The following is a 23,939-nucleotide window of genomic DNA, read 5'->3' as shown; positions in this document are numbered from 1 at the left end:
GAGGGCAGGATAGGCCGCAAGCCGTAAAGAAAGGCTGAAGCCTAGTAGCTGTGGGAGGTGCCCGTTTCCAGCGCGCTGCGCAAGGAGGCCTCCGCCCAGCTGCCATCGCCGCCGCGGGCTCGGATTTCCTTCCACTGGGTCAGCGCTGCGCCGTATTTTCCCTGTTCGACAAAGCCTTGTCCCATGTAGGAACGGGTCAGAATATTGTCCGGGTCCTGCGCCAGCGCCTGCTCGTAATAGGCCTGCGCCAGCTTCAGATTGCCCAGCTTGCGGTGGGTGAAGCCCCAGTAGGTCAGCACCATGCTGGCTTGCTGATCCGCCATCGCGCGCAGCACTGCTTGCGCATCCTGCTGGCGTCCGGCATAGGCAAGCTCCCGCGCCGCATCCAATAGGCCCTGCTGGTCCAGCGAGGACTTGCGCGGCCTTACGCAGCGTTTCTTGGTCTCGTCCCAGACCCGTTTGCCCTTGCAGGTCTTGGTGGTCTCGGTGGGTTTCGGCGGGTTCCAGTCGTTGCCGCTGGCGGCAAGCGCTGCAACCGGCAGCGTCAGGGCGGCAGCCAAGGCGATAATGCGCATCTTCAGAACTCCAAATGCAAAGTTTTGGTCACTCTAACCTGAGACACCGGTGAGTAATTGGAATTTCTGTTCACAAAGGCGTTTTCCGGACTGTGAATGAAAAAAAAACGCCCCGCCGGCCAGGCGGGGCGTCAGATGCTTCATCCTCGGTCAGGCTTACTCGCCAAAGACCCGCTTGAAGATCGTGTCGACATGTTTGGTGTGGTACCCCATGTCGAACTTCTCGTTGATCGCTTCTTCGCCGAGCGCCGCAACCACGTCCTTGTCGGCCAGCAGAAGCTCGCGGAAATCGACGCGCTCCTCCCAGACCTTCAGCGCGTTGCGCTGCACCATCGCATAGGCGTCCTCGCGGCTGACGCCTGCCTGCGTGAGCGCCAGCAGCACCCGCTGCGACATCACCAGGCCGGGGAATTTGTTCATGTTGTCCAGCATGTTCTCGGGGAACACCAGCATCTTGTCGACAACGCCGGCCAGGCGGTGCAGGGCGAAGTCCAGGGTGATGGTCGCATCCGGGCCGATGCCGCGCTCGACGGAGGAGTGCGAGATATCGCGCTCATGCCACAGCGCCACGTTCTCCATCGCCGGGATCACTGCCATGCGCACCAGGCGGGCCAGGCCGGTGAGGTTCTCGGTCAGAACCGGGTTCTTCTTGTGCGGCATCGCCGAGGAGCCTTTCTGGCCCATCGAGAAGAATTCCGCGCCTTCCAGCACCTCGGTGCGCTGCATGTGGCGGATTTCCACCGCGACATTCTCAATCGAGGAGGCGATGACGCCGAGGGTGGCAAAGAACATCGCGTGGCGGTCGCGCGGGATCACCTGGGTCGAGATCGGCTCGGGGCGCAGGCCCAGCTGCTCGCAGACGTGTTCCTCAACCGCCGGGTCGATGTTGGCGAAGGTGCCGACCGCACCGGAGATCGCTCCGGTGGCGACTTCCCAGCGGGCCTTTTCCAGGCGGTTCTTGTTGCGGTCCATTTCCGCGTAGAAGCGGGCAAAGGTCAGGCCCATGGTGGTGGGCTCGGCGTGGATGCCGTGGCTGCGGCCGACGCGCACGGTGTTCTTGTGCTCCAGCGCGCGTTTCTTCAGTGCGGCCAGCACCTTGTCCATGCCATCCAGCAGAATGTCGGCGGCGCGCACCAGCTGCACGTTCAGGCAGGTGTCCAGCACGTCCGAGGAGGTCATGCCCTGGTGCACGAACCGGGCTTCCTCGGAACCCACGTGCTCGGCCAGGTGGGTCAGGAAGGCGATGACGTCGTGCTTGGTCACCGCCTCGATCTCGTCGATGCGCGCGACGTCGAACTCCACATCCTTGGCTTTCCATACCGCGTCGGCGTTTTCGCGCGGGATCACCCCCAGGTTTGCCATGGCTTCACAAGCGTGGGCCTCGATCTCGTACCAGATCTTGAATTTGGTCTCGGGAGACCAGATGGCGACCATCTCGGGGCGGGAATAGCGGGGGATCATGGGCGAAGGCACCTTTATGTGATTGCGCAGCAGATGCCCGGCCTCTTAGATCAGCGGAGGCAGGACAGCAAGGCTGGGAGAGGCTCATGAGGCAGTTTGCCCTGATGATTGCGTTATCATCTGCGGTTTCACCGGTTTCGGCCGGCGAATGGCAGCGCCTGAGCGGCGACGAGGTGCAGGCGGCACTGGAAGGGCGGCGGCTGGTCTACGGCAGCGGCGCCTGGCAGGAGTTCAGCGCCTTTGGCCGGACGCTCTACAACGCCGGCAGGGACAGCTGGGGCTACTGGGGTGTCCGGGACGGAAAATACTGCTCCAGCTGGCCGCCGTTGGATCTTTGGGCCTGCTACGCGCTGGAAAGTGACGGTGATGCCGTGCGCTTCATCGGGGAAAGCGGCGGCATCACGACGGGCCGCTATCACGGGCAGTGACGGTGGCCGTTCCGCAGGAGCCAGGTTCCGGGCTGCAGCAGTTGCAGACCGCAGCAGCGGACGGTCCGGCAGCGTCCCGCCTTCCTTTGAACCGCGGCGGCGTGCAGTCAGCCGTCCAGCCGCGTCACGACACGGGCACCGCTTTCCAGGGTCCTGTGAACCGGGCATTTACCGGCAATCTCCAGCAGCCTGGCGCGCTGCGCGTCATCCAGCGGGCCGCTCAGGTGTATGACCCGGGTGAACTGATCGATCTTTGCAGGCCCGGAGGGCAGCGCGTCCTGTGCATGCACCTTGTCGTGGCTGACATCGACGCTGATCCCTTCCAGCGGCCAGCCCTTGCGCCGCGCATACATCCTGAGCGTCATCGAGGTGCAGGCGCCCAGCCCCGCAGCGACGAAGCCGTAAGGCGACATGCCGCGGTTGGTGCCGCCATAGGCCAGCGGTTCGTCGGCCAAGGCGTGGTGGTAGGGGCCGGACTGCACGTCCTGCAGAAACCCTTCCGGGTCGGCTTCCGTCACCCGCAGGATGCCTTCAGGCGCACCGGGCGGCGGAGCCGGCGGCGTCATTCTGACATAGCGCCCGGCCCAGGCGGCAATGACCTCGGCAGCATATTCCGCATCTGCAGCGTTTGATATCAGGTGGTCGGCATCATCCAGGGTGACAAAGCTCTTGGGGTGTTTCGCAGCGGTGAAGATCAAGGCGGCATTGTCGATGCTCACGGTCTCATCCCGCGGCGCATGCAGCACCAGCAGCGCCGCCTTCAACTCCGCAATCGCAGGCTCCAGCGCCTCAGCCTTGATGTCCTCGACAAATTCCCTGGCGATCACAAACGGCCGTCCGCCGAGGCTGACCTCGGCCCGGCCCTCCGCCTCGATCTCCGGCAGGGCATCGTCGAAATGATGTGAAACATGGCCGGGATCAAACGGCGCTCCCAGCGTGACCACCCCCTTGACCGACGGAATGCCCGCGCGCGCCCGCAGAACCGCGGCACCGCCGAGGGAATGGCCGATCAGCAGTGCAGGCGCCATGTTGCACCCGGCCAGATACTGCGCCGCCTTGATCAGATCCGCCACATTGGAGCTGAAGGTGGTGTTCTCGAACTCGCCTTCGGAATGCCCCAGCCCGGTGAAATCGAACCTCAGCACCGCAATCCCCATCGCCGCCAGCCGCCCGGCAATCCGCCGCGCCGCCGGAATGTCCTTGGAGCAGGTGAAGCAGTGGGCGAACAGGGCGGTGGCCAGCACCGGCCCTTCGGGCAGGTCGAGGCGGGCGGCAAGGGTGTTTCCGGCATGGCCGGTAAAGGAAATCCGTTCCGTGGGCATGGGCGTGGCCTTTGTTGGGTGTTCCGCATAGATTGAGCGCTCAACCCGGCCGGAACAAGGCAGCGTGCCGGAACGTCACGGGAAGGTGAAGGCAGATGAGCAGCAGCGCCATCAGGGAAATCGGATGTTACAGCCCGCAGGACGCACGGGACCGGGAGATGTGGCAGCGCCTGCAGGACTTCTGCACGAGCGAGCCGCAGGCCTTCGGCCGCAATCCGGAAACCGGCCATGTGACCGGCTCCGCCTTTGTGATGTCGCAGGACATGAAGAGCGTGCTGCTGACCCACCACAGAAAGCTCAACCGCTGGTTCCAGCTGGGCGGTCATTGCGACGGCATTGCCGACGTGCCCTTTACAGCGCTGAAGGAAGCCTATGAGGAAAGCGGGCTCAAGAGGATCCGGCCGCTGTCAGCGCAGATCTTTGACGTCGACATCCACGAAATCCCTGGGAACGCGAAAGAATGCGCGCATCTGCATTACGATGTGCGTTACTTGTTTCAAGCAGTGGCGGGGGAGATTGTTGCCAGCGGCGAATCTCATGCCCTGGCCTGGGTGCCGCTGAGCCAGCTTGAAGAAGTCACGGGCTCGCCCGGCGTGCTGGTGCTGCGCGACAAGCTGGCGCCGTTCCTTAAGCAGCATTGTCAATAAGCGGTGGCGCCTGACGGCGCCGCAGGCTGTCCCGGCCCCTCCTGGCAGGAGGGACCGGCTGATTGGAATCAGGCCCCGCCCAGCAGTGCCTTGTCGAAGGGGTAGCTGGTCAGGTTCTCATACCCGTCCTCGGTGATCAGCACCTGATCCTCCAGCTTGATCGAGAAATCGCCGCCTTCCGGTGAAACCAGCGCCTCGACGCAGAGCACCATCCCCGGCTCCAGTTCATAGTCGAAGGCGCCCTCGACCATCTGGTCCGGGTAGGCAACCAGCGGCCATTCATCGCACAGGCCGACGCCGTGCATCATGCAGCCGTATTTCTGCTTCTGGAATTGCGCATCCAGCACATGGCATCCGCGCGAAAGCTCCTGGATGTTCACGCCGGGCTTCAGCATCTCCATGTTGTGGCGGATGTGCTCCAGCCCATGCTGCATGGCATAGACCATGTCGGGCCGCGGCTTTGCATCGCCGATCCACCAGCTGCGGGAGATGTCGATGCAAATGCCGTAGGAGCCGACCAGATCGGTGTCGAAACTGATCATCTCGTTGTTCTGGATGATGCGGGGGCCGCATTCCTGGAACCACGGGTTGGTGCGCGGGCCGGAAGCGAGAAGGCGGGTCTCGATCCATTCGCCGCCGCGGCGGATGTTTTCGGCATGCAGCACCGCCCACACGTCGTCTTCGGAGATATTGCCGCCAGGCACGTTTTCCCGGGCGAATTTCTCCATCGCCGCCACCGCGGTTTCGCAGGCGTGATGGGCGCAGCGCATTGCCAGGATCTCATCCGGGCCTTTCACCGCGCGGCATTTCTCGGTCAGCTCCTCGCCTGGGAGGATCTCCAGCCCCTGCGCTTCCAGCGCCCGCAGCCCGTGCAGCATCACCTTGTCCACCGCCAGCCGCTTGTTGCTGCCGCTGTGCTCCTCCAGCAGGATCCGCACTTCGTTGGAGAATTTGTCCGCGGCCACGTCGATCTTGTCGCCGCGGTCGAAATAGAACAGGTCGGCGCCTGCGCGCTGCTCGCGCACCAGCGGGTTGAACTCGCTGAGGAAGGGCGACTGCTTGTAATCCCACAGCACCATGTAGCCGTCGGCGCAGATCAGCAGCGCGCGGAACGGGTTGTGGGTGTTCCAGAGCTGCATGTTGGTGGAATCGGTAGCGTAACGGATGTTGAGCGGATCAAACACCAGCAGGCCGCCATAGCCGCGGTCGTTGATGTGCCTGACCAGCCGCTCCCAGCGGAATTTGCGCAGCGCCTGCAGATCCGGCAGCTGCAGCCCCGCCTTGGCCCATTCGGCAAAGGCCAGCTGGGTCGGGCCGATCTCGACCCGGTTGTTGTCGTTGGGGGTGTTGTCGCCCAGTGTGGCGCCGCGGGTCGGATCGATTTTGCGGGTGTCGCGGTAATGCTCGTTCATGCTGGGAAGTCCTCGCTGCACAGTTCTGTCCAATGTGCAGCCGGACGAGGGCAGATTCGCTGCTGAATGCGACGGATTCGGCCGTCGTTTCTGACCCGGGGCCGCGCGTTCAGCGGGCAGCCCGCCTTGCAGCGGGGCAGTGGTCGGGCCCTAAGGCACCAGCGGCCGGGCGGCGAGAACCATGCCGGCGCTTTCCAGATACAGCATCAGAGCGGAAACCAGCAGAACGTGGCTGATGAAGCGCAGGCGGCGCGCGCCGCCCAGGGACAGCGCAGCGAGGGCAGTGGCCTGCAGCTGCCGGCCCCAGCCGCGGCGCAGGTCGGCGGCCGGTTGCCCTGACGGCCGCGTGGCGGCAGCCGCCGCGGCGGCGGCGCGTGCCGCCTTGCGCATCTGCACTTCCTGCAGGGCGCGGTCGCAGTGGGCGTCAAGCGCCAGTGCGGTCTGATCGACAGGCGTGAAGCAATCCCGGCCGCGCGGACGGGCTTCTGCAGCCTGAACCGGCTTTGCTACCCGGGGCGCAACAGCGGCAGCTGGACGCGTGTCAGGCTGCTTTTCAGCGGCTTGCGGATCGAAAACGCTCAGAAACTGCTCGCAGGTCAGCGCAACCTCGGTGTCCAGCCATTCGACAGAGGTTGCTTCCACGGAATCCAGCAGGCGGCGCAGCATTTCCGCCAGCAGCAGTTCGGAAATCTCCTGGTCGCAATAGCCGGGGTAGGCCGGCGACAAGGACAGCTCAAGCAGGGCCGAAGGCTGCATGACGCTGCCAGGCAGTTTGCTCGTGCGCCGCAGGGGCACCCGGCGCAGGCGCACTGTCACAAGGTAATGGTCGCATTGCAGCCTGGCGGTGTTCTCCGCCCGGGCCGCGATCATTTCCGCAGGGTGGCCGAAATCCTCGAGCGTGTCGACAACCGCGGTCACCGCAGCCGAGAGGGTGCCGCTGTCGCGGTTTTCCAGCCCCAGCCGGCCTGTATATTGCACTGTTTCTGCCACTGTCCGGATCCTCCATTCAGGGTGCCGATAGAGAAACAGTAAAATTTGAAATAGTTAAAAGTGGGGCGGATCGGGCCAATTGCCGCGGAAACGGCGCGGCAGGCCGCGGTGAAATGGGGCGGTCTGCAAGTAATTGATTTTAATTGTTTATGTTGAAGGTTCAGCACTCCAGCGGCCAGAATGCGGCCCAACTGTGGCGGCTGGAGGACACATTGATGCCCCAAGGCCTACAATCGCCGAGGAATCGCGCGGACTGTTTTTGCCTGTCGGGCAGCAACGAAATACGCCGGCCGGCGGGCCGGCGTGCAACCCGCATTCCGCTGGCTGGGGATCAGCCGTCGATCTGGCGGCCCATGATGGCCAGAGACTGCTGATAGACGCTGGCCGCATTCCATTCCTTCAGAACGCGGTAGTTGGGCTCGCCGGGCTGATACCCCTTGCCGGGTTTCCAGCCCTTCTGCCGCAGGTAATTGGCGGTGGAGGCCAGCGCGTCGCCCATGTTGTAGAAATCCACCCTGCCATTGCCGTCCCAGTCCTGCCCGTATTCCAATGCATTGCCCGGGAGGAACTGGGTATGACCCAGTTCCCCGTGCTTGGCGCCCAGGGTCGCCGCGGAAATGGCGCCCTGATCCACCAGCTTCAGCGCGCCCAGCGCGTGCGGGCGGAAGAAATCGGAACGGCGGCAGTCATAGGTCAGCGTCACGATGGCGGAGACCACCTGGCTGTCGCCCATATAGTTGCCGAAGGCGGTCTCCATGCCGTGGATCGCGATCAGAACACCGGCGGGCACACCGTACTTGCGCTCCAGTGCGGCATAGAAATCGGGGTTGCGCGCCTTGCGCTTGCGGCCCTGCGCCACGATGGTTGCCGACCCGCGGATCTGCATGAATTTCTCCAGCGAGTATTTGAAGCTCTTCTGGTTGCGGTCGGCGGCAATGGTCCGGCGGGCGTACTGAGCATTGGCCAGCGCCTGCAGTCCCGCCTTGCGCACGCCTGCTCGCTTGGCCTCGGCGCTGAATGCCTGTTTCCAGGAATCAAACCCGGCAGAGCTGTTGCCGCAAGTGGCAGCGAGGGCGGGGGAGGCAAGCAGGGCGGAAATCAGGGCAGGGGCCAGCAGGCGGCGCATGAAGCAAACTCTCGGAATGTGACTCGTGGCCTGCAGCCTAACGCGCTGCCGCCTCATGTCTAACGGGAAAAGCCGCGATTGGTTCCCATTTGCCTAGGCAAAGGCGTCAGCGGAGGCCAGCGCCAGCCCGCCGGCAACTGCCGTCATGGCATTTTCCGTTTCCAGACGGGCATTTGGGCACAGCGCCCGCATTTCCGCCTGTACCGACGCCAGCAGCGAAGAGCCGCCGACCAGGACGATCCGATCCACCTTTTCCGCCGCTAGCCCGGCCTGAGCCAGTGTCTCGGCGGCGCAGGCGCCAATCGCGGCAGTCTGCTCCGCCAGCGTTTGTGTCATGGCGGCAGCATCCAGCGGCACCGATAGCCCGCGCTGCAGAAGCTTGAGATCGATGAGCGCGGTCCCGTCACCGGCATTGGCGCGGATCTTGCCGTGCTCCACAGCAAAGGCCAGCTCATGGCCCAGCTCGTCCTCCAGCACGGAAACCAGCCGGGCCAGTTTTTCCGGCTCCACCGCATTGGCAGCCAGATCCTGTGCCGCCCGGCGGCTGTCCGGCGCATAGAGAAAGGGGATCATCTGCCAGGTCGCAAGATCGTTGAACAGCCGGTTCGGCGCGGGCAGGGCGCCGCCGCCGAAGGCGTTGCGGATCTGGCTGCCCCGGCCCAGCAGTGGCATCACATGGCGGATGCTCAGCTGACGGTCGAAATCGGTGCCGCCCAGCCGGACGCCATGAGAGGCGAGGATGCGGGTTGCGCCACCGGCGTCCTGCTCAAAGGCGGTGAAGTCCGAGGTGCCGCCGCCGATATCGACAATCAGCCCGGTTCCGGGGGCAGGGGCAGCGGCGCGCAGCGCGGCCTCGGGCTCATGCATGAACAGCACATCCTGAAACCCGGCTTCCAGGTAGCAGGCCCGCAGGTCCCGTTCCGCCTGCGCATTGCGGTCCTCGTCCCTGGAATGAAACCGCACCGGCCGCCCCGACAGCGCATGGGTGAACTCCATCCGGGTGGCCGCTTCCGCCCGGTGCTTCATTTCCGCCAGGAACCGCGCGATCAGGGTGGCAAAGCTGATCCGCTCACCGCCCAGCCGCCGTTCCTCCTGCAAGAGCGGCGTGCCCAGCAGGCTTTTCAGCGCCCGCATGAACCGCCCCTCATCGCCGTTGATCAGCGCCCGTGTCGCGCTGCGGCCGATCCGCATGCTCCGCGCGCCCTCCTCAAAGAACACCGCGGTGGGCAGCGTCTGCTCGCCCGGCTCCATTTCCACCAGCCAGGGACGGCCCGCAACCGCGATCCCGGCCGCAGAATTGGAAGTGCCGAAGTCAATGCCGAGGGTGTTCGGGGCAGTCATGGGGAGGCTCCTGTCAGCTGCGGGAGCGGGCCTGACTACCGGCAGTCGAAGGCGAAGGCAAGAGGAGCAGGAAGGCCGCGCGTTTGCCCTGAACCGGCGGGTCGCGGTATATTGCAGCGGAGGGTCCCGCCCGAAAGGGCGCGCCGGGCAGTTCAATAAGCACCGGCCGTTTCAAGAACCGGCACATCAGTCATCGGGATACGCGGCACCAATTGCGCCGTGCAATCCCCTGTTTTTGGAGGGACGCCATGGTTGTCACACTCGCCGGATCCGTAGGGCGCAAGGGGAAGAACGGCGTGGAAGACGTCAGGGCCGTGCAAAAGCTGCTGAACGGCTTTGCCGGCCTGCTCAAACTTTCCAAGCTCAAGACCGACGGCAAGCCCAGCAAGGCGCTGGAAACCGCGATCGGAAAATTTCAGGAGGAGGTTTGCAAATTCCGCCCGGATTACAGGGTCGATCCGAAAAAGACCACGCTGAAGAAGCTGAACGCCGGGCCGGGCAAGGCGGCTTCCGAACAGAAGGCGGCAGAGAAGAAGCACGAAAAGGCCAAGGAGGATCAGCACAAGAAGACCATGGCAGCGGTGAAAAAGCTGGCGGAGAAAGCGGCCAAGAAGCAGGGCGTTGATTCCAAGAGCTGGGCGTCGCTTTACTCCGACCTCGAAAAATACGCGACCGAGCAGTGGTTCGCTTATATGGGAAAGGAGGAGAAAAACGGGCCTGCCGACAAGAAATGCATGGTCAAAACCGCCGAGCAGGCGCGGAAGGACGCCTTGTCCAGCCTTGCCTGCCTTCTGGAGGAAAACGGCCAGTCGCAGCCGGGCAGCAAAGTGCCATTGATCCTCAAAGGCTCAGCGACGAACATCAAAAGCGGGTGCTTCGACTTTAAGGTCAGCGGCGTCAGCCCGGACCCGAAGGCCAAAGTTTTCCTGATTGCCGGGAAGGCGCCCCTCAGGATGGATATCACCAAGGGCTGGACCAGGAAATCCATGGTGGAGCTGTTCAAGCTCCTGGACCAGGGCGGGCTGTGGGGCAAGAAGGTTTCCTTCTATGCCGCGGAAACCACAGACGGAAAGCTGGACATGTGCACGATGTCCAGGCCGGTGGTGCTGGCGACGCCGGTAGCACCGTTCAAGGGGACCGTCTCGCTGGACGGCATCGGCAAGGACACCGGCATGACCTACACCGGCAATGGCAAGGGGCGCTACCTCTACACGGCGCCGATCAACGGCTGGTACTTCCTGAAATACGGTCCCGACTTCGAACGCGACCCGAAGATGCGCGGGTTTGATTGCATTACCTTTGTCGGCAGCGCCATGAAGACGATGCGCGGCATGAGCGGCCGCGGCGACGGGCTGGCCGACCATCTCGGGGCTTCCAAGGTCGGCATGGAAGGCGTGAGCAAGGACAAGGTGGTGGAATTCTTCGGCAAGGACGGCAAGACCGGCACCTATATCGCCTGGTGGTCGACCCATTGCATCGCGGTGAAAAACGGCACGGTCTATGAGTTCTCGCAGTCGAAGAAAGGCTTCAACAAGAAGTCCGCCGGCTCCTATGGCTGGCCGTCGTCAGGCAATCATGTCCGCAAGCTGTAGACGGCACGAGGGAGGGGCCGCCTGGGACCGGTGAGACCGGCCAGATGCAGCAGCTGTGCAGCGGGCTTCGGGCGGCAACAAAAAAGGCGCCCCGAACGGAGCGCCTTAATCTTGCAACTGCTGCCAATCAGCAGCTGTAGTACATGCCGAATTCCACCGGGTGCGGGGTGTGCTCGTACTTGTGGACCTCTTCCATCTTCAGCTCGATGTAGCCGTCGATCTGGTCCTTGGTGAACACGTCGCCCTGCAGCAGGAAGTCGTGGTCGGCGGCCAGGGCGTCCATGGCTTCGCGCAGCGAGCCGCAGACGGTCGGGATGCCTTCCAGCTCCTCGGCCGGCAGGTCGTACAGGTTCTTGTCCATGGCTTCGCCCGGATCGATCTTGTTCTTGATGCCGTCCAGGCCGGCCATCAGCAGCGCCGCAAAGCACAGGTAGGGGTTTGCCGCCGGATCGGGGAAGCGGGCCTCGACGCGCTTGGCTTTCGGGCTTTCGGTCCACGGGATCCGCACGCAGCCGGAGCGGTTGCGGGCGGAGTAGGCGCGCAGAACCGGGGCTTCGAAGCCGGGGATCAGGCGCTTGTAGGAGTTGGTGGACGGGTTGGTGAAGGCGTTCAGGGTCTTCGCGTGCTTCAGGATGCCGCCGATGAAGTACAGCGCTTCCTGGCTGAGGTCAGCGTATTTGTCGCCCGCGAACAGCGGCTTGCCGTCCTTCCAGATCGACATGTTGACGTGCATGCCGGAGCCGTTGTCGCCATAGATCGGCTTCGGCATGAAGGTCGCCGACTTGCCATAGGCGTGCGCCACGTTGTGGATCACGTATTTGTACTTCTGCAGCTCGTCAGCCTGTTTGGTCAGGCTGTCGAAGATCAGGCCCAGTTCGTGCTGGCAGGACGCCACTTCGTGGTGGTGCTTGTCGACCTTCATGCCCAGGCGCTTCATGGTCGACAGCATCTCAGACCGCAGGTCCTGCGCTTCGTCGGTCGGGTTGACCGGGAAGTAGCCGCCCTTCAGGCCCGGGCGGTGGCCCATGTTGCCCATTTCGAACTCGGCGTCGGTGTTCCAGGAGCCGTCGGTCGCGTCAACCTCGTAGGACACCTTGTTGATGGTGTTGGAGAAGCGCACGTCGTCGAACAGGAAGAATTCCGCTTCCGGGCCCATGTAGGCCACATCGCCGATGCCGGAGGACTTCAGGTAGGCTTCGGCCTTCTGGGCGGTGCCGCGCGGGTCGCGCTCATAGGCTTCGCCGGTGTCGGGCTCGACGATGGAGCAATGGATGCAGAGGGTTTTCTCGGCATAGAAAGGGTCGATGTAGGCAGAGGTGGTGTCCGCCATCAGTTTCATGTCGGAGTTTTCGATCGACTTCCAGCCGGCGATCGAGGAACCGTCGAACATGAAGCCTTCTTCCAGGAAGTCTTCGTCGACCAGGTCCACGTCCACGGTCACGTGCTGCAGCCTGCCGCGCACGTCGGTGAAGCGGATGTCGACATAAGCGACGTCTTCGTCTTTGAGTGTCTTGAGAACTGCTTCTGCGCTCATTCCCTCGGTCCTTTTGATTTAGATGTCAGGATATTCGTTGAATTCTTACAGCGCGTCCGGGCCGGTCTCGCCGGTACGGATGCGGATTGCCTGCTCGACGGGCGAGACAAAGATCTTGCCGTCGCCGATCTTGTCGGTCTTGGCGGCATCGACGATGGCTTCGATCGCCTGGTCGACCTGGTCGTCGTCCAGCACAACCTCGACTTTCACCTTGGGCAGGAAGTCGACCACGTATTCGGCGCCGCGGTAGAGCTCGGTGTGGCCCTTCTGACGGCCGAAACCCTTGACCTCGATCACGGAGAGGCCCTGGACGCCAACGTCCTGCAACGCTTCCTTCACCTCATCCAGTTTAAAAGGCTTGATGATGGCTTCGATCTTTTTCATCGGCTTTGGCTCCTCGCAAGCTTGTTGGGGGTGTCATTTCACTTCTAAATGAAGGCAGCAATGCAGGAGGCTGCGGCTGCGGCAATTGCGGGCAGGATTTGATCGTATCTGCCTAAAAATTAAGCACTGCGCCCGGAAAATGCGCAGAATTGAATCGGGGAAGGGCAAAACATGACCGAACTGCTGACCGCAGCCCAGATGCGGGCCATCGAACAGGCCGCCATCGCATCCGGCGAGGTGACCGGGCTGGAGCTGATGGAGCGGGCCGGGCAGGGGGTGGTCGAGGCCATCTTCGAGGAATGGCCGGAGCTGGCAGAGCCTGCGGATGGCGGGCGAGGGGCCGGCCCCTCGCGCACCCCGGAGTATTTGGAGAAAGGTGAAGAGGCGCACCGGGCAGTGGTTCTGTGCGGTCCGGGCAACAACGGCGGCGACGGGTTTGTGGTGGCGCGGTTGCTGAGGGAGCGCGGCTGGGAGGTGGAGGTTTTCCTCTACGGCGACCCGGACAAGCTGCCGCCGGATGCGAAGGTGAATTATAGGAGGTGGAGGGAGATTGGCAGTGAAGAACCGCTTACGAGTGGTTGCCTTGCCTCGGTTATTGAGCCTGACCTTTTGGTCGATGCTCTGTTTGGCACGGGGCTTACCCGTCCGCTGCCTGATGAGATCCGGAAAACCTTTCACTGGCTTTTGAAGTTTCGGCCGGAATGGAAGGAGGAAAGCCCTAGCGGAAAGACGCGGCGAACTCTAAGGAAAGTTGCGGTCGACATTCCCTCTGGTCTTTCGTCGGACACTGGGTTTCCCATCACAGAGGCGGATGAGACTGAAGAGGCTGCAGACACGGAAGGGGGATGGCCATACTTTATGTCGGCTGTCTTCCACGCTCATTTGACGGTTACCTTTCACAGCCCCAAAACCAGTCACTTCCTGGGAGCCGTTGTTATAAACGGAACCCGCGTCAAAGTTGTTGACATAGGGCTCCGGGGCGATGCGATGGAAAGAACCGTGGCTTGCGCGCAGGACCCGGACGTAGAACGTGTCAGGCTGCTTGAACCGCGGTTCTGCTGGCGCCCTCTGAAAACTCCGGGGTTTCCTCACCCGATGCTTGAGAAATCAGGCGGAGGGCACAAGTACAATGAAGGCCATGCCCTCGTCCTCTCCGGCGGCCACGGCAAAACCGGCGCCGCCCGGCTCGCCGCCCGCGGCGCTTTGCGGATCGGGGCAGGGCTGGTCACTGTCGGCTCGCCGCGCTCGGCGATGTTTGAAAATGCAGCCAACCTGACCGCCATCATGCTGCGCCAGATCGACGGCGCGCATGGGGTCAGCGAACTCTTGGAGGACACACGCTTTAACGCCGTCTGCCTTGGCCCCGGCCTGGGGCGCGGCGCGGACACCCAGGCGGTGGTGATGGCGGTGCTGAAGGAAAACCGGGCCACCGTGCTGGATGCCGACGCGCTCACCCGGTTTGAGCTGAAGCCGCAAGCGCTGTTCGAAATCCTGCATGAGAACTGCGTGCTCACCCCGCATGGCGGCGAATTTGCCAAGCTGTTCCCGGACCTGGCGGAGAAACTGAACGCGCCCGCCACCACCGGCCCCGCCTATTCCAAGGTGGACGCCACCCGCGAGGCGGCCAAACGCGCAGGCTGCGTGGTATTGTTCAAGGGGCCGGACACTGTGATCGCCGCGCCGGACGGGCGCTGCTCTGTGAACTCGGCCCATTACGACCGCTCCGCGCCCTGGCTGGCGACCGCCGGATCGGGCGATGTGCTGGCAGGCTTCATCACCGGGCTGGTGGCGCGCGGGTTTTCCCCGATGCAGGCGGCGGAAACCGCCGCCTATATCCACGTGGAATGCGCGCTGCAATTCGGCCCCGGCCTGATCGCCGAGGATCTGCCGGAGCAGATCCCCGCGGTGTTCCGCAAGCTGGGGCTGTAAGGCCCTGGCTCAGGCCGCAGGGCGCAGGTCCTCCTGCGGTGCGGCGGCTGCGGCCAGTTCCAATCCGCCTGCATAGATCACATGCGGGCGGGAGAACTCCAGCACCGTCAGTTCCATCATCTGCAGGCCCAGGTCGCGGATGAACTCGCCGTCCACCAGCTCATAGGCCGGCACCACCGCCTGCGGCTGGCCGAACATCGCCTTGGCGCGCCAGTCGCGCACCAGGATGCGCTGGTCCCACGGAACCACAAGATCGCTGTCAGCGCGCATGTCTCCCAAGGAGCCTGCGGCAATGCACACCGCCTGCAGCATTGCACGGCGGCTGCGGACGTCCTCTACCTGGGCCATGCCCTGGGTGCGGGTGATCAGGCTGTCGCCGGCCTTGATTTCCTCAGCGGCGCGCTCTCCCACGCGGGTCAGCACAATGGTGCCGCGCAAGAGGCTGATATTCTGGCTGCCTTGAAACAGCCGCCGGGGCTGTGCCTGGCCGCGCATCGCCATTTGCGCGCGCAGGGCCGCATTTCCAAACGGTTTCATGTTGTTGCTCGCTTTGTCTGCCTCAGACTTTTTCCGCCAGACTACGGCACAACCGGATTCCAGGCCCAGCCCTTTTGCGCGAAAACCCGCTCATTGTTGCGATATTCCAGACGGATTGTTGCCGTTTTGCACAAAGGCGCCCGGCGCACGATTTCCCCTCGCATCCCCCGCCAAGCTTTGCTATTCAGCGCCGCACACGGGGGCGGATCCTCGTGCCGTGCGGGTGTGGCGGAATTGGTAGACGCACCAGATTTAGGTTCTGGCGCCGCAAGGCGTGGAGGTTCAAGTCCTCTCACCCGCACCATTCTGATTGTAAAGAGAAATACGCTTAATTGCAGGGTGGTGCTGCGCCTGTGATCCAGAGTGTTTTACACTTTGTTTTACACTCTGGAATCTGTTCTTATTCTGTTTTTGTTCTGTTCCGGCGCAGCTGGGCTGTCTTTGAAAGCTGTTTTTGCCTTGCCTGCTGGCGGTACTTCTTGACCATTTCTAGCGATTTGTGGCCGGTCACAGACTGGATTTCTGTGTCTGAGCAGCCAGCCTCTGCCAGCTCTTTCGCGGCGGAGTAGCGCCAGCCGTGGATAACAAAGTCCTGGGCTTCGATCTTTTTGCGGACTTCTGCCACAAGGCTCTGAGCGCGCCGTTTGCTGATGTGCTGCGTCAGGTTCTTTGCCAGGATGTGTTTTCCGTTGCGCGGCAAACGCTCCAGGAAAGTCTGGAGGCGATCCGGGCAGAAGATCGAAAGCCGGGCGCCGGTCTTCTCCTGCACAACGTCCATGTAGCCGCCCAGGAAGTGGGCCCATTCCATGGCGACCACATCACCAATGCGCTGTCCGGTGCCGATGCACAGCTCATAAATCGCGCGCTCAATCGTCAGCCCGTGCTGTTCACAATAGCGCTCATATGCGGCCAGCTTTGTCTCCGGCCAAGCTTCATAGCTGCCGCCCTTCAGCTTTTCGACGCCCTGGGCAGGGTTGGCGGTGATCCATTCCAGATCAATGGCGTGACGGGCCAGAATCGACAACTGTTCGACCATGGCATTCGCCTTGCGCCATTGGTCTGCATACTTGTCCCGCGCTGCGATAACGTGTTTGCGGCGCAGTTTGGTGAAGTCCTTAGGCCCGTTCTTTTCACGGAGCAGTTCCAGCGTTCGGCGGTACTCTGCCTTGGTGCTTGCCTTCAATCCCCTGAAGCGCGGCGTCTGGTAGTAGCTTGTGATCAGTGCCTCAAAGGTGGTTTTAACCGTCGCCTTGTGCTGGCCGGACCTGATGGCCCAGTATTCCCGGTCAAATTCCTCGCTGTCGGGATCGTCGGGCAGGCGAATCAGGGTTTTGCCCTTTCGAAAATACCAGTAGTCCTTTCCGCTGCGCGGGATCCGGGCCAGATAGGGTTTTGAGTTCTTCTTTACCATTCGAAATCTTCGCTTAGCATGGTGCCTGAGCTGATTGCCTCAAGCTGTTTCACGGACCAGCGCTCAACCTTGCCGCCGATCTTGACCGGCTTGGGCAGGCTGCCCGCTGCCACCAGGGCGCGGAATTCCTTGAGCGGCATATCCAGCATCTTAGCTGCCGTGCTTTCGCGTGCTAGGATTTGGTTTGCTGCAGCCACGGATTCTGTCTCCTGGTTCAGTTCTCGCCGCGGCGCATAAGTTCCGCATTCAATGCGAACATTTGCGCGCGCAGTTGGGGGTGACATGGACGTCGAGCTGATTGACGTGCGCAGACCAGGAGAAATGGGCCTCAAAGTCCGTTTCCTCGCCAATCAGAAAGCAGGTCTGTGCCATCTCGCCGTGAATGCGGGTGCAAGGGTTCGTTTTGTTCCGGTGAGGCTTCTTCATGCTGCGGCCTCCTGGTCGGTTGCCCAGCCGCCCCACTGGTTGGCCATGGCGGCAGCTATCCCGGGGAAGGTCTTGCTGCGCAGCTTCCATCGATCGGGTCCGGGGCTGGCGCGGTGAATGGCTGACCAGCGCTTATGCTCTTTGGAACCCTTCTCGGGCGGTGTCAGGCGGTTTGTGGGTTCAAGCGGCGGGAGCCCGCGCAGATAAAGGCCGGTGGACTTAAAGGCCGGATCACCAAACCACCAAGGCTGTACATGCTGTGCGGCGGGCTGGTAGTTCTCGATCCTCTCTTTCGCGTGGCGGTGCATCACAGGGTTTTCCACTGCAACGCGCGGGATCGGGGCGTTCCAGCAGTCGGAGAACAGCTTGGCGCCTTCGTCCAGCTCGGACCACATTTCCGGCAAAGTCCGCCCTTTGGGCGGGCTGCTGAGCCAGCGCACACCACTGTTGCATAGACGGGTGCATGGAGGGTGCATCACGGCGAGCAGGTCCCACCCCATATCCAGAACCTCGCGGATATCGCACTGCATATGGCGGTTGCTGCTGTCGTCAGCGGGTAGCAGGTCGCAGGACCATGCTTCATGCCCACGATCAAGGAAGGCCCGGCGCACCGCACCGGAAGTTTCGCAGCCGATCAGGACTCGCAGAGATTTCATGGTTTTGTCTCCTGGTTTCCGTCGCTGCCCCTGGTGCCCAGAGGCAGAAAGAGAAATCAGTTCTTGGCTTGGGCGCGTTGCATCCGGCGGGTGCATTTGCGCATGATCTGGCGGCGTTCTTCTTTCAGGTCGTGCAGGGCGCGCTCTTTCACCCGGATACGGACGTGGAGCTTAGCGAGGCGGCGCAGGTCCATTTCATCCGCGAAGTGCAGCCACAGTGCCCTGAGGCCGAATAGTTCGACCTTTGCCAGCGGCTTGCGCACCTCTTTTGATCCGGTCTGTGTATCTGTGCCAGCTACACGGGCGGCGGTGTCTGTTGCGGTCTGCATGGGTGTCCTGATCATCGGTTGGGGGTTGCGAGCTTGCCGGTCCATGCGTCGAACTCGGTACGCAGGGCCTGGAAGCGAGCGGCGGCGGCTTGGTCGTGCAGCAGTTCGCAGCGGCTAGTTACCTTACAGATCTGGCGGATGTATTCAGCTGCGCCGCCTTGGGTGAACTGCTTATCCGGGTAGCCGCAGCGTTGGGCTGCAAAGGTCTGAAACCGCGGGTCATTGCAGAGGATGCCTCCCTGTGTAGACGGCGGCAGATCGTCAAAGCGCTGTTTCTGTTCCGTGGGCATTGGCTTGCCTTTCTGCATGGTTGGGCGCGGCGCGGGTTTGTGAGTGGTGGACTTTGCCGCGCCCGGCGGATCTGACGGGGTTCGTTTTCTGGAAAGTGCCGGTGGCCGTTTCGGCGACCCCCGGCCGGTGTGCTAAGGCGCAGGTTTCAAGTGGCCACGGCAACTCTCGTGTTTGCGTGCGGCAGCAGTGCAGCGCCGTTGTACGGGCAGTCCGGGCGGCCATCGGTCGCGCGGTGGGTGTTGTCGTTTTTGAGGCGCGTTTGTGCGGCTCGCATCCATGCGTCCAGCGTTTCGGGCAGGTCATCACCTGAGGCGCAAACGCCCATTAGCGAAGCGTGCCAGCGCGTGGCTTCGTAATCGAAGCGATCGCTGGCGTCAGTGCTGGCCGGGGTGACCTTGCCGCCGAGTTCCTGCAGCAGCATCGCCTGGCCGAACCGGCAGCGGGCGCGCATGTTGCGTTCAGCGGCATAGAGTTCCTGTGAGGTGCAGGGGCTGGTGTTGTGCATAGGGTGTCCTAGAAGAAAGGTGCGCGGGCAGCGGATTGTTTGGAGGACTGCGCCGCCCGCGCTGATCCGCGCCGCAAGACGGGCGCGAAACCTCAATAAAAAACGGCGCGTCAATCCTCCGTCACGCGCCGCTTTTGGCTATTTGGGGTGGGGCGGTGCCCTTGGATGCGCTCTGCCGATTTTGCCGGTATCGGACGATGCTCCGTTGGCGGATGCGGTCTGTGCGTCAGGCTGCATTGCGGCGATGCAGCGGGATGTTTTTCTCCGCGATGAGCGCGCGCACCTTGGCGCCGACGCGCGCAAGGGTTTGGTCGGTCGGTTCCGGCGCCGGTTCGGGGTGGTCGATCAGGTGGGCTGCCCGCAGGCGGGCCGGGTCAAATCCCTGGCCGCGGGCAGCCTTCATGGCGGCCCAAGCCTGGGTGAACAAGCTGGTATCATCCAGGTAGTGTTCTGGTGAACCGACGATCTGTCGGGCGGTGTTGTTCATGTCTTGCATTCAATCCTCCATCGGTTGATAGGGATATCGATAAACTAAGCAAAACGCGTAGGTCAAGAGTAAAACTAAGCAATATGCGTAGTTTGAATTAGCGCAAGGTTTACCATTGTGCATGGCTATTGCCTGCGGGGGATTCTGAGGTCGGGGATTCTGCCCTGCTGGCGAGGGCTTCATTTGATGAAGTCCCCCGACTTTCGCGCAATCTATGCGGACTTAGGCAAATGAATATGAACGAAGAAAAGTTATTGTGGTTGTTGAAAGAGGCGCGAGCCAAGTCGGGCCTGCCGTTGGACTTCTGGGCGGACGTAACAGAAGGACTGGATTACAAATCCCTCGAGATCCTGGTGGGCAAATCCTCGATCTTTCCAAAGTACATGAACTCAAGCGGTAAGCTATAGCACTTTCGAAGTTTTTTTGCGGCGCTTAGGGAGAGTTCCCGCCGCGCATTTTCAAACGGTCCGTACGTCTGTTCGGTCATGCCTGCGCGTTCTGCGAACTCTTTCTTAGTGAGTCCGAGAATTTCGCGCACGCGTTTCAGCCGGGCTGCGACTGCTTCAATGTTGTCTTCTTGATCTTCAAGCATGGTCAGTTTCTACCGTTGAAGCTGAATTGCAGCACTGAGCAATTTGCGTATTTACTTCCTACGCAAAATGCGTAGTTACTTGGCAAATGATTGCTGAGAGCAGAACAGAAACAGTTGCCAACTTTCTTGATGTCGTCGACCGGGTGCAGTTTCAAAAGGAAACTGGGTTCTCGGTGCAGTTGGTGACACGCGCGAAACGTGTGGGGCTCTTTCCCGCGCACTGGTTTTGGGCTGTTCGGAGCTACTGTGAAAAGCATGGGATTGAGGTCCCTGAACATCTTTTCAAGGGGCACCCGGACGCAAGAGGAAAGGACGCCGCATGAGCCGCCCCCGCCTGACCTTGATTGTAAACAATAATGATCCATGCGGTGAGCCTGGCGCGGAAGCCGGTCAAAAATCTTGGTCAAATCAGATTGACCCTTATGCGCTGAAGGCTGCTGCCCCTGACTTGTGGTCGGCCTACTTCCGATCCAGATTCCGCAGCCCGCGCGAGGTTGCGCTGTTTTGCGATGTGAGCTTTCAGACCGCTCTGAACTGGTGGGGCGCAGTGACCGCGCCGGCCAGCCACATCGCGCTGCTGGTCATATTGACTGATCCGGGCGCGGTTGCGTTCTTCGGAGATGAGTTGGTGAGGGCGGCGTGATGGCTGAAGCCCGTCCAGAAAACGGCCTTGCGGCCTTCTTACATCAAGCTGGCGTCTCGGCTGAGGTCTATTGCCCGCAGTGTGGCCAGACCCGCCCCACTTGCCCCGGCGAGATAGAGGCTGATCCCAATGAAGGTCCAGCGCCTTGCCGGACCTGTGAGTTTGTACCGACCGAGCGGGTCTATGTGCTCCCTAAAGGTGCGCGTTTCAGCTTCACCGAAACCAAGGCCGATCATGGTCAGGGAAATATAGCCGATCAGCAGATCATCATGCGGCGTTCCTTTGAGCATGACCCACAGGAGAGCAATCAATCCGATCGCTCCAAGGCCCGCATACCATTTATCGGCGGCAAGGTTGGCAAGGTCGTTCAGGGCTTTGCCTGCAAGTGTTTCCAAAGTGATTGTTCCTTAATTCGGAGGCTCATTGCCGAGCTGCGGAGGTCGATATGACTGTTGGTCAATCAACGGGCGAATGTCCAGAAAACGGCCAATTTGGAATGCCTTCTGCGACCGATGCCAGCAGTGGCGCGGCGGGAGCAGGCGGCCGGGGGTGCGGACACGGCCCGGCCGCCGCAAATATGCCTCAGGCGGCGGGTTCTCTGCTGAGGTCTTTCATCACCAGCACGGCGATCAGGCCGAAAATGCCGGTCAGTGCGCCGATCAGCAGCCAGGCAATGCCACTGCGCCCGCGGGCGTTGGCAGCAATTGCAGTAATCACGGCAAAGCCGATCCAGATGGCAAGAAACATGTTTTGGCCCCTTTTAAGTTGCGTGGATGAATTAGTGCATCGGTTCAAAGTTGTGCGCCGGTGTCAAGGTGCGGAAATTTCTGCAGGGCGGGCAACTGTCCCCGTTATGCGCGCTGACCGGGGGCAGGCGTTCCTGCAGAAAGCCCCTGAATACCTCCCTGTTGACTTTGGGCGCGTGGCGCGGACCTTGCTGCGCGCCCCTTTTTCTGAGGGGGAGGTTAATGCTTGATTTTTCGCCTTCTGAGAACTGGCGCAGACTGCGCCAGCAGCACAGGCGGCCAGCCCGCGGGCGGGCGGCACTGTTTCATGAGGGGGTGCTGCTGGGGGATGTGGTGGACGATGCAGCAGGCAGGCTTGCCTGTCTGGCCACTCCATACGCCACCCACAGTGGCGGGCCGGTGATTGCTGCGGATATGGCGCTCAATTGGCTGGGCTTGCTGGCAAAGGTTCGGATCCCGGCGGTTGCGCCTGCGTTCATGGCGGCAGAGGCTGAATTGCTTACCCCTGAGCCGGAGCTGGTTATGGCCCGCGTGGAGCTGGTGATCATCCCGCCGCTGGACGGGTGGCAGGAGTGCCCGGGCGTTTGGCGGGCGGCCTTTCTGGCGCTGGAGCTGAGCAAGCCGGTGTATCTGCTGAACGGTGGCGCCGATGGCTGATCCGTGGGTGCGCAAGGTGGTGATCGGCAGCTGCGAGCTGTACCTGGGTGACTGCCTGGAGGTTATGCCGAGCCTAGGCAGCGTTGATCATTTCATGATGGACCCGCCATATGAAGAGATCACCCATACGGCTAAATCCAAGGGTGGGGCTCGCAGGGATATGCGTGCCGATGGCCGCAAAGAGCTGCAGGAGCTGGACTTCGCGCCCATTGATGAGATCCGCGGTCGTGTAGTGGAGCTAGGTACACAATGCGATGGCTGGTTTATTGCGTTCTGTACGCCAGAGGGAGTGCGTCCCTGGGCGGATGAGATCAACGCCAGTCCGATGAAATACAAGCGCGCCTGCACCTGGATCAAGCCGGACAGTCCGCCGCAATTCAACGGGCAAGGTCCAGCGTCTGGGTTTGAAAATTTCGTTTGCGCCTGGGCGGGCAAAGGCCATTCGCGCTGGAATGCCGGGGGAAAGCGCGGGGTTTATACCGAAATGGTCAGCCCTAAGGATCGCACCGGCGGCCACCCCACGGAAAAGCCTTGGCGGTTGATGCGTGAACTACTGTTTGACTTCACTCGGCCGGGCGACCTAGTGGCGGACCCCTTTGCGGGATCCGGAACCACGCTGGTCGCTGCAGCGCTGACCGGGCGTCGGGCCATAGGGATTGAGCAGAACCCGGAATATTTCTCACTGGCCTGCCGCCGAGTTCGCAAGGCGGTTCTTTCGGTTCAGCAGCTTGGCGCTGATCTGTTGCCGTGCGTTCAGGGGGATATGTTCCAGGAGGTGGAAGCCTATGGCTGAAATCCTTCCGTCCCCCATGCGTCCGCTGCGAGCCCCGGAAATCATCGAAGTGGTCAGGGATTATTACAAGCTCGGGCGCGGTGAGTTGACCGGCCGGGACAAGACCCGCCGCGTTTCCTGGCCGCGTCAGATGGCAATGGCGCTGATGCGCTACCGGACCAGACTTAGCACCACGCAGATGGCGGCGGCCCTCGGGTTGGATTGCCACACCTCAGTTTTGTACGGCCTCAAGGCTGTGAACGCGCGGCGTCGCGAGTTCCCCCATCTGCAGGCGGACTTCGAGGAATTAAACCGGCGGCTGACAGGCAGTGCGGGCGGCGCGGAGTTCATCCGCCACGCAGCCGCGCATGGCCGCCCGTTTTCAACGGTGCGCAGGCGCGCCGGTTAGGAGCGGGAGGATAGGGCAGTGAAAGACTTGATCGAAGATCCAGGAGGGCGAATGCCCGATACCTGGCCCTTGCAGCGCGGGGAAACTCTGTCCTCGCATGACTGGTTCCCGTTCTTCGGGCACAAGTTCCTGTCGTCCCGGTTCCTGAGCAAGTCGGTCATGACCGGCCGCCGTGCGGATATCGGGACGGCGCTGATTCTGTGGGCCGAGGCAATGCGCCAGGATCCCGCGGGCACGCTGCCGGTGGATGATCTGGAGCTGGCTGATATGGCGCGCTTCCGGTCCTTGGGTGAATGGCAAGAGGTGCGGGAATCCGTGCTGCATGGCTGGGAGACGGTGTTGGTTGAGGACCCCCGCACGGGTGAGTGCGAGGAGCGGCTGGGCCACCCCGGGCTGATCGAGGAGATTGTGCAGGATATGTACAAGCGAAAGCGCGGCAGGGATGCGGCGCGTGAGGCCGGGCGGCTGGCGCTCAAAAAGCACAAGATCCGCAAGAAGATGCACGAAATGGGAGTGCCGGAGCACATCATCAAGGATGATCGCGCGATTACGGCGCTGGCGGAGCACTTCGAGCATTCGGAGCTGTACATCACGCCGGACAACGTGCGGGCCGCCATGATCGAGGTGCTGGGATATACCGGCGATGTGACCCCGATCAGCGCGGCACGGAAGTGAAATTCATCTGAAATGAAGTGAAATGATTTCACCGGATTTCAGTCCTATTTCGGGCCTTTCAG

At 62.1% G+C, this 23,939-nt stretch carries 30 protein-coding genes and 1 tRNA gene; 10 read left to right on the top strand and 21 right to left on the bottom strand.

The window, feature by feature from the left end:
• Positions 1–41: 41 nt before the first annotated feature.
• Both KUV26_RS03905 and purB read right to left on the bottom strand, forming a co-directional pair.
• Entirely contained in the window at positions 42–575 is a 534-nt protein-coding gene (locus tag KUV26_RS03905) for a tetratricopeptide repeat protein (protein WP_222507377.1), read from the bottom strand.
• A 156-nt stretch (positions 576–731) separates the two neighbouring features.
• A complete protein-coding gene (gene purB / locus KUV26_RS03900; protein ID WP_222503066.1) occupies positions 732–2,036 on the bottom strand; it encodes an adenylosuccinate lyase in 1,305 nt (434 codons plus the stop codon).
• Positions 2,037–2,122: 86 nt separating this feature from the next.
• On the opposite strand from purB, the gene KUV26_RS03895 reads away from it, so the two are divergent.
• Positions 2,123–2,464 carry a hypothetical protein gene (locus KUV26_RS03895; protein ID WP_222507376.1) on the top strand — a complete coding sequence of 114 codons (342 nt, stop codon included), beginning with the start codon at positions 2,123–2,125 and terminating at the stop codon, positions 2,462–2,464.
• A gap of 107 nt (positions 2,465–2,571) precedes the next feature.
• Here KUV26_RS03895 and KUV26_RS03890 read toward each other — a convergent pair whose 3' ends face one another.
• A complete protein-coding gene (locus tag KUV26_RS03890; RefSeq protein WP_222507375.1) occupies positions 2,572–3,786 on the bottom strand; it encodes a bifunctional alpha/beta hydrolase/OsmC family protein in 1,215 nt (404 codons plus the stop codon).
• A 95-nt stretch (positions 3,787–3,881) separates the two neighbouring features.
• Here KUV26_RS03890 and KUV26_RS03885 point away from each other — a divergent pair, with 95 nt between their 5' ends.
• Positions 3,882–4,433 carry an NUDIX hydrolase gene (locus KUV26_RS03885; protein WP_222507374.1) on the top strand — a complete coding sequence of 184 codons (552 nt, stop codon included), beginning with the start codon at positions 3,882–3,884 and terminating at the stop codon, positions 4,431–4,433.
• A 68-nt stretch (positions 4,434–4,501) separates the two neighbouring features.
• On the opposite strand, the gene dddP is transcribed toward KUV26_RS03885, so the two are convergent.
• The 4 genes from dddP to KUV26_RS03865 all read right to left on the bottom strand — a co-directional run bounded on the left by dddP (position 4,502) and on the right by KUV26_RS03865 (position 9,302).
• On the bottom strand, positions 4,502–5,845 hold the full coding sequence (dddP, locus tag KUV26_RS03880) for a dimethylsulfonioproprionate lyase DddP (RefSeq protein ID WP_222507373.1): 1,344 nt from the start codon (positions 5,843–5,845) through the stop codon (positions 4,502–4,504).
• A 150-nt stretch (positions 5,846–5,995) separates the two neighbouring features.
• Positions 5,996–6,823, bottom strand: a complete 828-nt coding sequence (locus KUV26_RS03875) for a hypothetical protein (RefSeq protein ID WP_222507372.1) — start codon at positions 6,821–6,823, stop codon at positions 5,996–5,998.
• Between the two features lie 343 nt (positions 6,824–7,166).
• A complete protein-coding gene (locus KUV26_RS03870) occupies positions 7,167–7,961 on the bottom strand; it encodes a lytic transglycosylase domain-containing protein (RefSeq protein ID WP_222507371.1) in 795 nt (264 codons plus the stop codon).
• A gap of 93 nt (positions 7,962–8,054) precedes the next feature.
• The gene (locus KUV26_RS03865; RefSeq protein ID WP_222507370.1) at positions 8,055–9,302 is read right to left on the bottom strand and encodes an Hsp70 family protein; all 1,248 of its coding nucleotides are present in this window, start codon (positions 9,300–9,302) and stop codon (positions 8,055–8,057) included.
• A 248-nt stretch (positions 9,303–9,550) separates the two neighbouring features.
• Between KUV26_RS03865 and KUV26_RS03860 the strand changes: the two genes are divergently transcribed.
• Positions 9,551–10,894 (top strand): hypothetical protein, encoded by a 1,344-nt coding sequence (locus KUV26_RS03860; RefSeq protein WP_222507369.1) that lies wholly within the window; start codon positions 9,551–9,553, stop codon positions 10,892–10,894.
• 127 nt (positions 10,895–11,021) lie between these two features.
• On the opposite strand, the gene glnA is transcribed toward KUV26_RS03860, so the two are convergent.
• Both glnA and KUV26_RS03850 read right to left on the bottom strand, forming a co-directional pair.
• Positions 11,022–12,428 (bottom strand): type I glutamate--ammonia ligase, encoded by a 1,407-nt coding sequence (gene glnA / locus KUV26_RS03855; protein ID WP_222503075.1) that lies wholly within the window; start codon positions 12,426–12,428, stop codon positions 11,022–11,024.
• Positions 12,429–12,473: 45 nt separating this feature from the next.
• Complete coding sequence (locus KUV26_RS03850) at positions 12,474–12,812, bottom strand: P-II family nitrogen regulator (protein ID WP_008554830.1); 339 nt, start codon at positions 12,810–12,812, stop codon at positions 12,474–12,476.
• 171 nt (positions 12,813–12,983) lie between these two features.
• On the opposite strand from KUV26_RS03850, the gene KUV26_RS03845 reads away from it, so the two are divergent.
• Positions 12,984–14,741, top strand: a complete 1,758-nt coding sequence (locus KUV26_RS03845; protein WP_222507368.1) for an NAD(P)H-hydrate dehydratase — start codon at positions 12,984–12,986, stop codon at positions 14,739–14,741.
• Positions 14,742–14,750: 9 nt separating this feature from the next.
• On the opposite strand, the gene KUV26_RS03840 is transcribed toward KUV26_RS03845, so the two are convergent.
• Complete coding sequence (locus KUV26_RS03840) at positions 14,751–15,278, bottom strand: Hint domain-containing protein (protein ID WP_222507367.1); 528 nt, start codon at positions 15,276–15,278, stop codon at positions 14,751–14,753.
• 219 nt (positions 15,279–15,497) lie between these two features.
• Here KUV26_RS03840 and KUV26_RS03835 point away from each other — a divergent pair.
• Positions 15,498–15,582 (top strand) — tRNA-Leu (locus KUV26_RS03835).
• A 96-nt stretch (positions 15,583–15,678) separates the two neighbouring features.
• On the opposite strand, the gene xerC is transcribed toward KUV26_RS03835, so the two are convergent.
• From xerC to KUV26_RS03790, 9 genes are all read right to left on the bottom strand, one after another.
• Positions 15,679–16,689 carry a tyrosine recombinase XerC gene (gene xerC, locus KUV26_RS03830; RefSeq protein WP_222507366.1) on the bottom strand — a complete coding sequence of 337 codons (1,011 nt, stop codon included), beginning with the start codon at positions 16,687–16,689 and terminating at the stop codon, positions 15,679–15,681.
• The gene (locus tag KUV26_RS03825; protein WP_222507526.1) at positions 16,683–16,886 is read right to left on the bottom strand and encodes a helix-turn-helix transcriptional regulator; all 204 of its coding nucleotides are present in this window, start codon (positions 16,884–16,886) and stop codon (positions 16,683–16,685) included. The genes xerC and KUV26_RS03825 overlap by 7 nt, the downstream gene beginning before the upstream one ends.
• A gap of 49 nt (positions 16,887–16,935) precedes the next feature.
• Positions 16,936–17,115, bottom strand: coding sequence for a hypothetical protein (locus tag KUV26_RS03820; protein WP_222507365.1), 180 nt, complete (start codon positions 17,113–17,115; stop codon positions 16,936–16,938).
• Complete coding sequence (locus KUV26_RS03815; RefSeq protein ID WP_222507364.1) at positions 17,112–17,771, bottom strand: hypothetical protein; 660 nt, start codon at positions 17,769–17,771, stop codon at positions 17,112–17,114. The genes KUV26_RS03820 and KUV26_RS03815 overlap by 4 nt, the downstream gene beginning before the upstream one ends.
• Positions 17,772–17,827: 56 nt before the next feature.
• Positions 17,828–18,100, bottom strand: coding sequence for a hypothetical protein (locus KUV26_RS03810; RefSeq protein WP_222507363.1), 273 nt, complete (start codon positions 18,098–18,100; stop codon positions 17,828–17,830).
• Positions 18,101–18,111: 11 nt separating this feature from the next.
• Positions 18,112–18,390 (bottom strand): hypothetical protein, encoded by a 279-nt coding sequence (locus KUV26_RS03805; RefSeq protein ID WP_222507362.1) that lies wholly within the window; start codon positions 18,388–18,390, stop codon positions 18,112–18,114.
• Positions 18,391–18,536: 146 nt separating this feature from the next.
• Entirely contained in the window at positions 18,537–18,896 is a 360-nt protein-coding gene (locus KUV26_RS03800; protein WP_222507361.1) for a hypothetical protein, read from the bottom strand.
• Between the two features lie 226 nt (positions 18,897–19,122).
• Positions 19,123–19,392 carry a hypothetical protein gene (locus tag KUV26_RS03795; protein ID WP_222507360.1) on the bottom strand — a complete coding sequence of 90 codons (270 nt, stop codon included), beginning with the start codon at positions 19,390–19,392 and terminating at the stop codon, positions 19,123–19,125.
• Between the two features lie 322 nt (positions 19,393–19,714).
• Entirely contained in the window at positions 19,715–19,975 is a 261-nt protein-coding gene (locus KUV26_RS03790; protein WP_039146292.1) for a helix-turn-helix transcriptional regulator, read from the bottom strand.
• 319 nt (positions 19,976–20,294) lie between these two features.
• Here KUV26_RS03790 and KUV26_RS03785 point away from each other — a divergent pair, with 319 nt between their 5' ends.
• A complete protein-coding gene (locus tag KUV26_RS03785; RefSeq protein WP_222507359.1) occupies positions 20,295–20,618 on the top strand; it encodes a hypothetical protein in 324 nt (107 codons plus the stop codon).
• A gap of 38 nt (positions 20,619–20,656) precedes the next feature.
• Here the strand turns inward: KUV26_RS03785 and KUV26_RS03780 are convergent, their stop codons facing one another.
• Entirely contained in the window at positions 20,657–21,013 is a 357-nt protein-coding gene (locus KUV26_RS03780) for a hypothetical protein (protein ID WP_222507358.1), read from the bottom strand.
• Between the two features lie 187 nt (positions 21,014–21,200).
• Positions 21,201–21,365, bottom strand: coding sequence for a hypothetical protein (locus tag KUV26_RS03775; RefSeq protein WP_222507357.1), 165 nt, complete (start codon positions 21,363–21,365; stop codon positions 21,201–21,203).
• Positions 21,366–21,586: 221 nt separating this feature from the next.
• Here KUV26_RS03775 and KUV26_RS03770 point away from each other — a divergent pair, with 221 nt between their 5' ends.
• The 4 genes from KUV26_RS03770 to KUV26_RS03755 are packed head-to-tail and all read left to right on the top strand — an operon-like array spanning position 21,587 to position 23,877.
• Positions 21,587–22,021 carry a hypothetical protein gene (locus tag KUV26_RS03770; RefSeq protein ID WP_222507356.1) on the top strand — a complete coding sequence of 145 codons (435 nt, stop codon included), beginning with the start codon at positions 21,587–21,589 and terminating at the stop codon, positions 22,019–22,021.
• On the top strand, positions 22,014–22,814 hold the full coding sequence (locus KUV26_RS03765) for a DNA-methyltransferase (RefSeq protein ID WP_222507355.1): 801 nt from the start codon (positions 22,014–22,016) through the stop codon (positions 22,812–22,814). The genes KUV26_RS03770 and KUV26_RS03765 overlap by 8 nt, the downstream gene beginning before the upstream one ends.
• The gene (locus KUV26_RS03760) at positions 22,807–23,202 is read left to right on the top strand and encodes a helix-turn-helix domain-containing protein (RefSeq protein ID WP_222507354.1); all 396 of its coding nucleotides are present in this window, start codon (positions 22,807–22,809) and stop codon (positions 23,200–23,202) included. Before KUV26_RS03765 ends, KUV26_RS03760 begins: the two co-directional genes overlap by 8 nt.
• A gap of 51 nt (positions 23,203–23,253) precedes the next feature.
• Complete coding sequence (locus KUV26_RS03755; RefSeq protein WP_222507353.1) at positions 23,254–23,877, top strand: hypothetical protein; 624 nt, start codon at positions 23,254–23,256, stop codon at positions 23,875–23,877.
• Positions 23,878–23,939: the final 62 nt, after the last annotated feature.

The sequence above is a fragment of the Leisingera daeponensis genome, assembly GCF_019801465.1.
Taxonomy (GTDB): domain Bacteria; phylum Pseudomonadota; class Alphaproteobacteria; order Rhodobacterales; family Rhodobacteraceae; genus Leisingera; species Leisingera daeponensis_A.
Note: the sequence above shows the minus strand (reverse complement) of the source record. Positions and strands in the feature narration are given on the sequence as shown.

What these genes read in the sequence shown, in the direction of transcription:
- KUV26_RS03905 (WP_222507377.1), bottom strand. Translation starts at nt 575, where the DNA reads ATGCGCATTATCGCCTTGGCTGCCGCCCTGACGCTGCCGGTTGCAGCG.
- purB (WP_222503066.1), bottom strand. Translation starts at nt 2,036, where the DNA reads ATGATCCCCCGCTATTCCCGCCCCGAGATGGTCGCCATCTGGTCTCCC.
- KUV26_RS03895 (WP_222507376.1), top strand. Translation starts at nt 2,123, where the DNA reads ATGAGGCAGTTTGCCCTGATGATTGCGTTATCATCTGCGGTTTCACCG.
- KUV26_RS03890 (WP_222507375.1), bottom strand. Translation starts at nt 3,786, where the DNA reads ATGCCCACGGAACGGATTTCCTTTACCGGCCATGCCGGAAACACCCTT.
- KUV26_RS03885 (WP_222507374.1), top strand. Translation starts at nt 3,882, where the DNA reads ATGAGCAGCAGCGCCATCAGGGAAATCGGATGTTACAGCCCGCAGGAC.
- dddP (WP_222507373.1), bottom strand. Translation starts at nt 5,845, where the DNA reads ATGAACGAGCATTACCGCGACACCCGCAAAATCGATCCGACCCGCGGC.
- KUV26_RS03870 (WP_222507371.1), bottom strand. Translation starts at nt 7,961, where the DNA reads ATGCGCCGCCTGCTGGCCCCTGCCCTGATTTCCGCCCTGCTTGCCTCC.
- KUV26_RS03865 (WP_222507370.1), bottom strand. Translation starts at nt 9,302, where the DNA reads ATGACTGCCCCGAACACCCTCGGCATTGACTTCGGCACTTCCAATTCT.
- KUV26_RS03860 (WP_222507369.1), top strand. Translation starts at nt 9,551, where the DNA reads ATGGTTGTCACACTCGCCGGATCCGTAGGGCGCAAGGGGAAGAACGGC.
- glnA (WP_222503075.1), bottom strand. Translation starts at nt 12,428, where the DNA reads ATGAGCGCAGAAGCAGTTCTCAAGACACTCAAAGACGAAGACGTCGCT.
- KUV26_RS03850 (WP_008554830.1), bottom strand. Translation starts at nt 12,812, where the DNA reads ATGAAAAAGATCGAAGCCATCATCAAGCCTTTTAAACTGGATGAGGTG.
- KUV26_RS03845 (WP_222507368.1), top strand. Translation starts at nt 12,984, where the DNA reads ATGACCGAACTGCTGACCGCAGCCCAGATGCGGGCCATCGAACAGGCC.
- KUV26_RS03840 (WP_222507367.1), bottom strand. Translation starts at nt 15,278, where the DNA reads ATGAAACCGTTTGGAAATGCGGCCCTGCGCGCGCAAATGGCGATGCGC.
- xerC (WP_222507366.1), bottom strand. Translation starts at nt 16,689, where the DNA reads ATGGTAAAGAAGAACTCAAAACCCTATCTGGCCCGGATCCCGCGCAGC.
- KUV26_RS03820 (WP_222507365.1), bottom strand. Translation starts at nt 17,115, where the DNA reads ATGAAGAAGCCTCACCGGAACAAAACGAACCCTTGCACCCGCATTCAC.
- KUV26_RS03815 (WP_222507364.1), bottom strand. Translation starts at nt 17,771, where the DNA reads ATGAAATCTCTGCGAGTCCTGATCGGCTGCGAAACTTCCGGTGCGGTG.
- KUV26_RS03810 (WP_222507363.1), bottom strand. Translation starts at nt 18,100, where the DNA reads ATGCAGACCGCAACAGACACCGCCGCCCGTGTAGCTGGCACAGATACA.
- KUV26_RS03805 (WP_222507362.1), bottom strand. Translation starts at nt 18,390, where the DNA reads ATGCCCACGGAACAGAAACAGCGCTTTGACGATCTGCCGCCGTCTACA.
- KUV26_RS03800 (WP_222507361.1), bottom strand. Translation starts at nt 18,896, where the DNA reads ATGCACAACACCAGCCCCTGCACCTCACAGGAACTCTATGCCGCTGAA.
- KUV26_RS03795 (WP_222507360.1), bottom strand. Translation starts at nt 19,392, where the DNA reads ATGCAAGACATGAACAACACCGCCCGACAGATCGTCGGTTCACCAGAA.
- KUV26_RS03790 (WP_039146292.1), bottom strand. Translation starts at nt 19,975, where the DNA reads ATGCTTGAAGATCAAGAAGACAACATTGAAGCAGTCGCAGCCCGGCTG.
- KUV26_RS03785 (WP_222507359.1), top strand. Translation starts at nt 20,295, where the DNA reads ATGAGCCGCCCCCGCCTGACCTTGATTGTAAACAATAATGATCCATGC.
- KUV26_RS03775 (WP_222507357.1), bottom strand. Translation starts at nt 21,365, where the DNA reads ATGTTTCTTGCCATCTGGATCGGCTTTGCCGTGATTACTGCAATTGCT.
- KUV26_RS03770 (WP_222507356.1), top strand. Translation starts at nt 21,587, where the DNA reads ATGCTTGATTTTTCGCCTTCTGAGAACTGGCGCAGACTGCGCCAGCAG.
- KUV26_RS03765 (WP_222507355.1), top strand. Translation starts at nt 22,014, where the DNA reads ATGGCTGATCCGTGGGTGCGCAAGGTGGTGATCGGCAGCTGCGAGCTG.
- KUV26_RS03760 (WP_222507354.1), top strand. Translation starts at nt 22,807, where the DNA reads ATGGCTGAAATCCTTCCGTCCCCCATGCGTCCGCTGCGAGCCCCGGAA.
- KUV26_RS03755 (WP_222507353.1), top strand. Translation starts at nt 23,254, where the DNA reads ATGCCCGATACCTGGCCCTTGCAGCGCGGGGAAACTCTGTCCTCGCAT.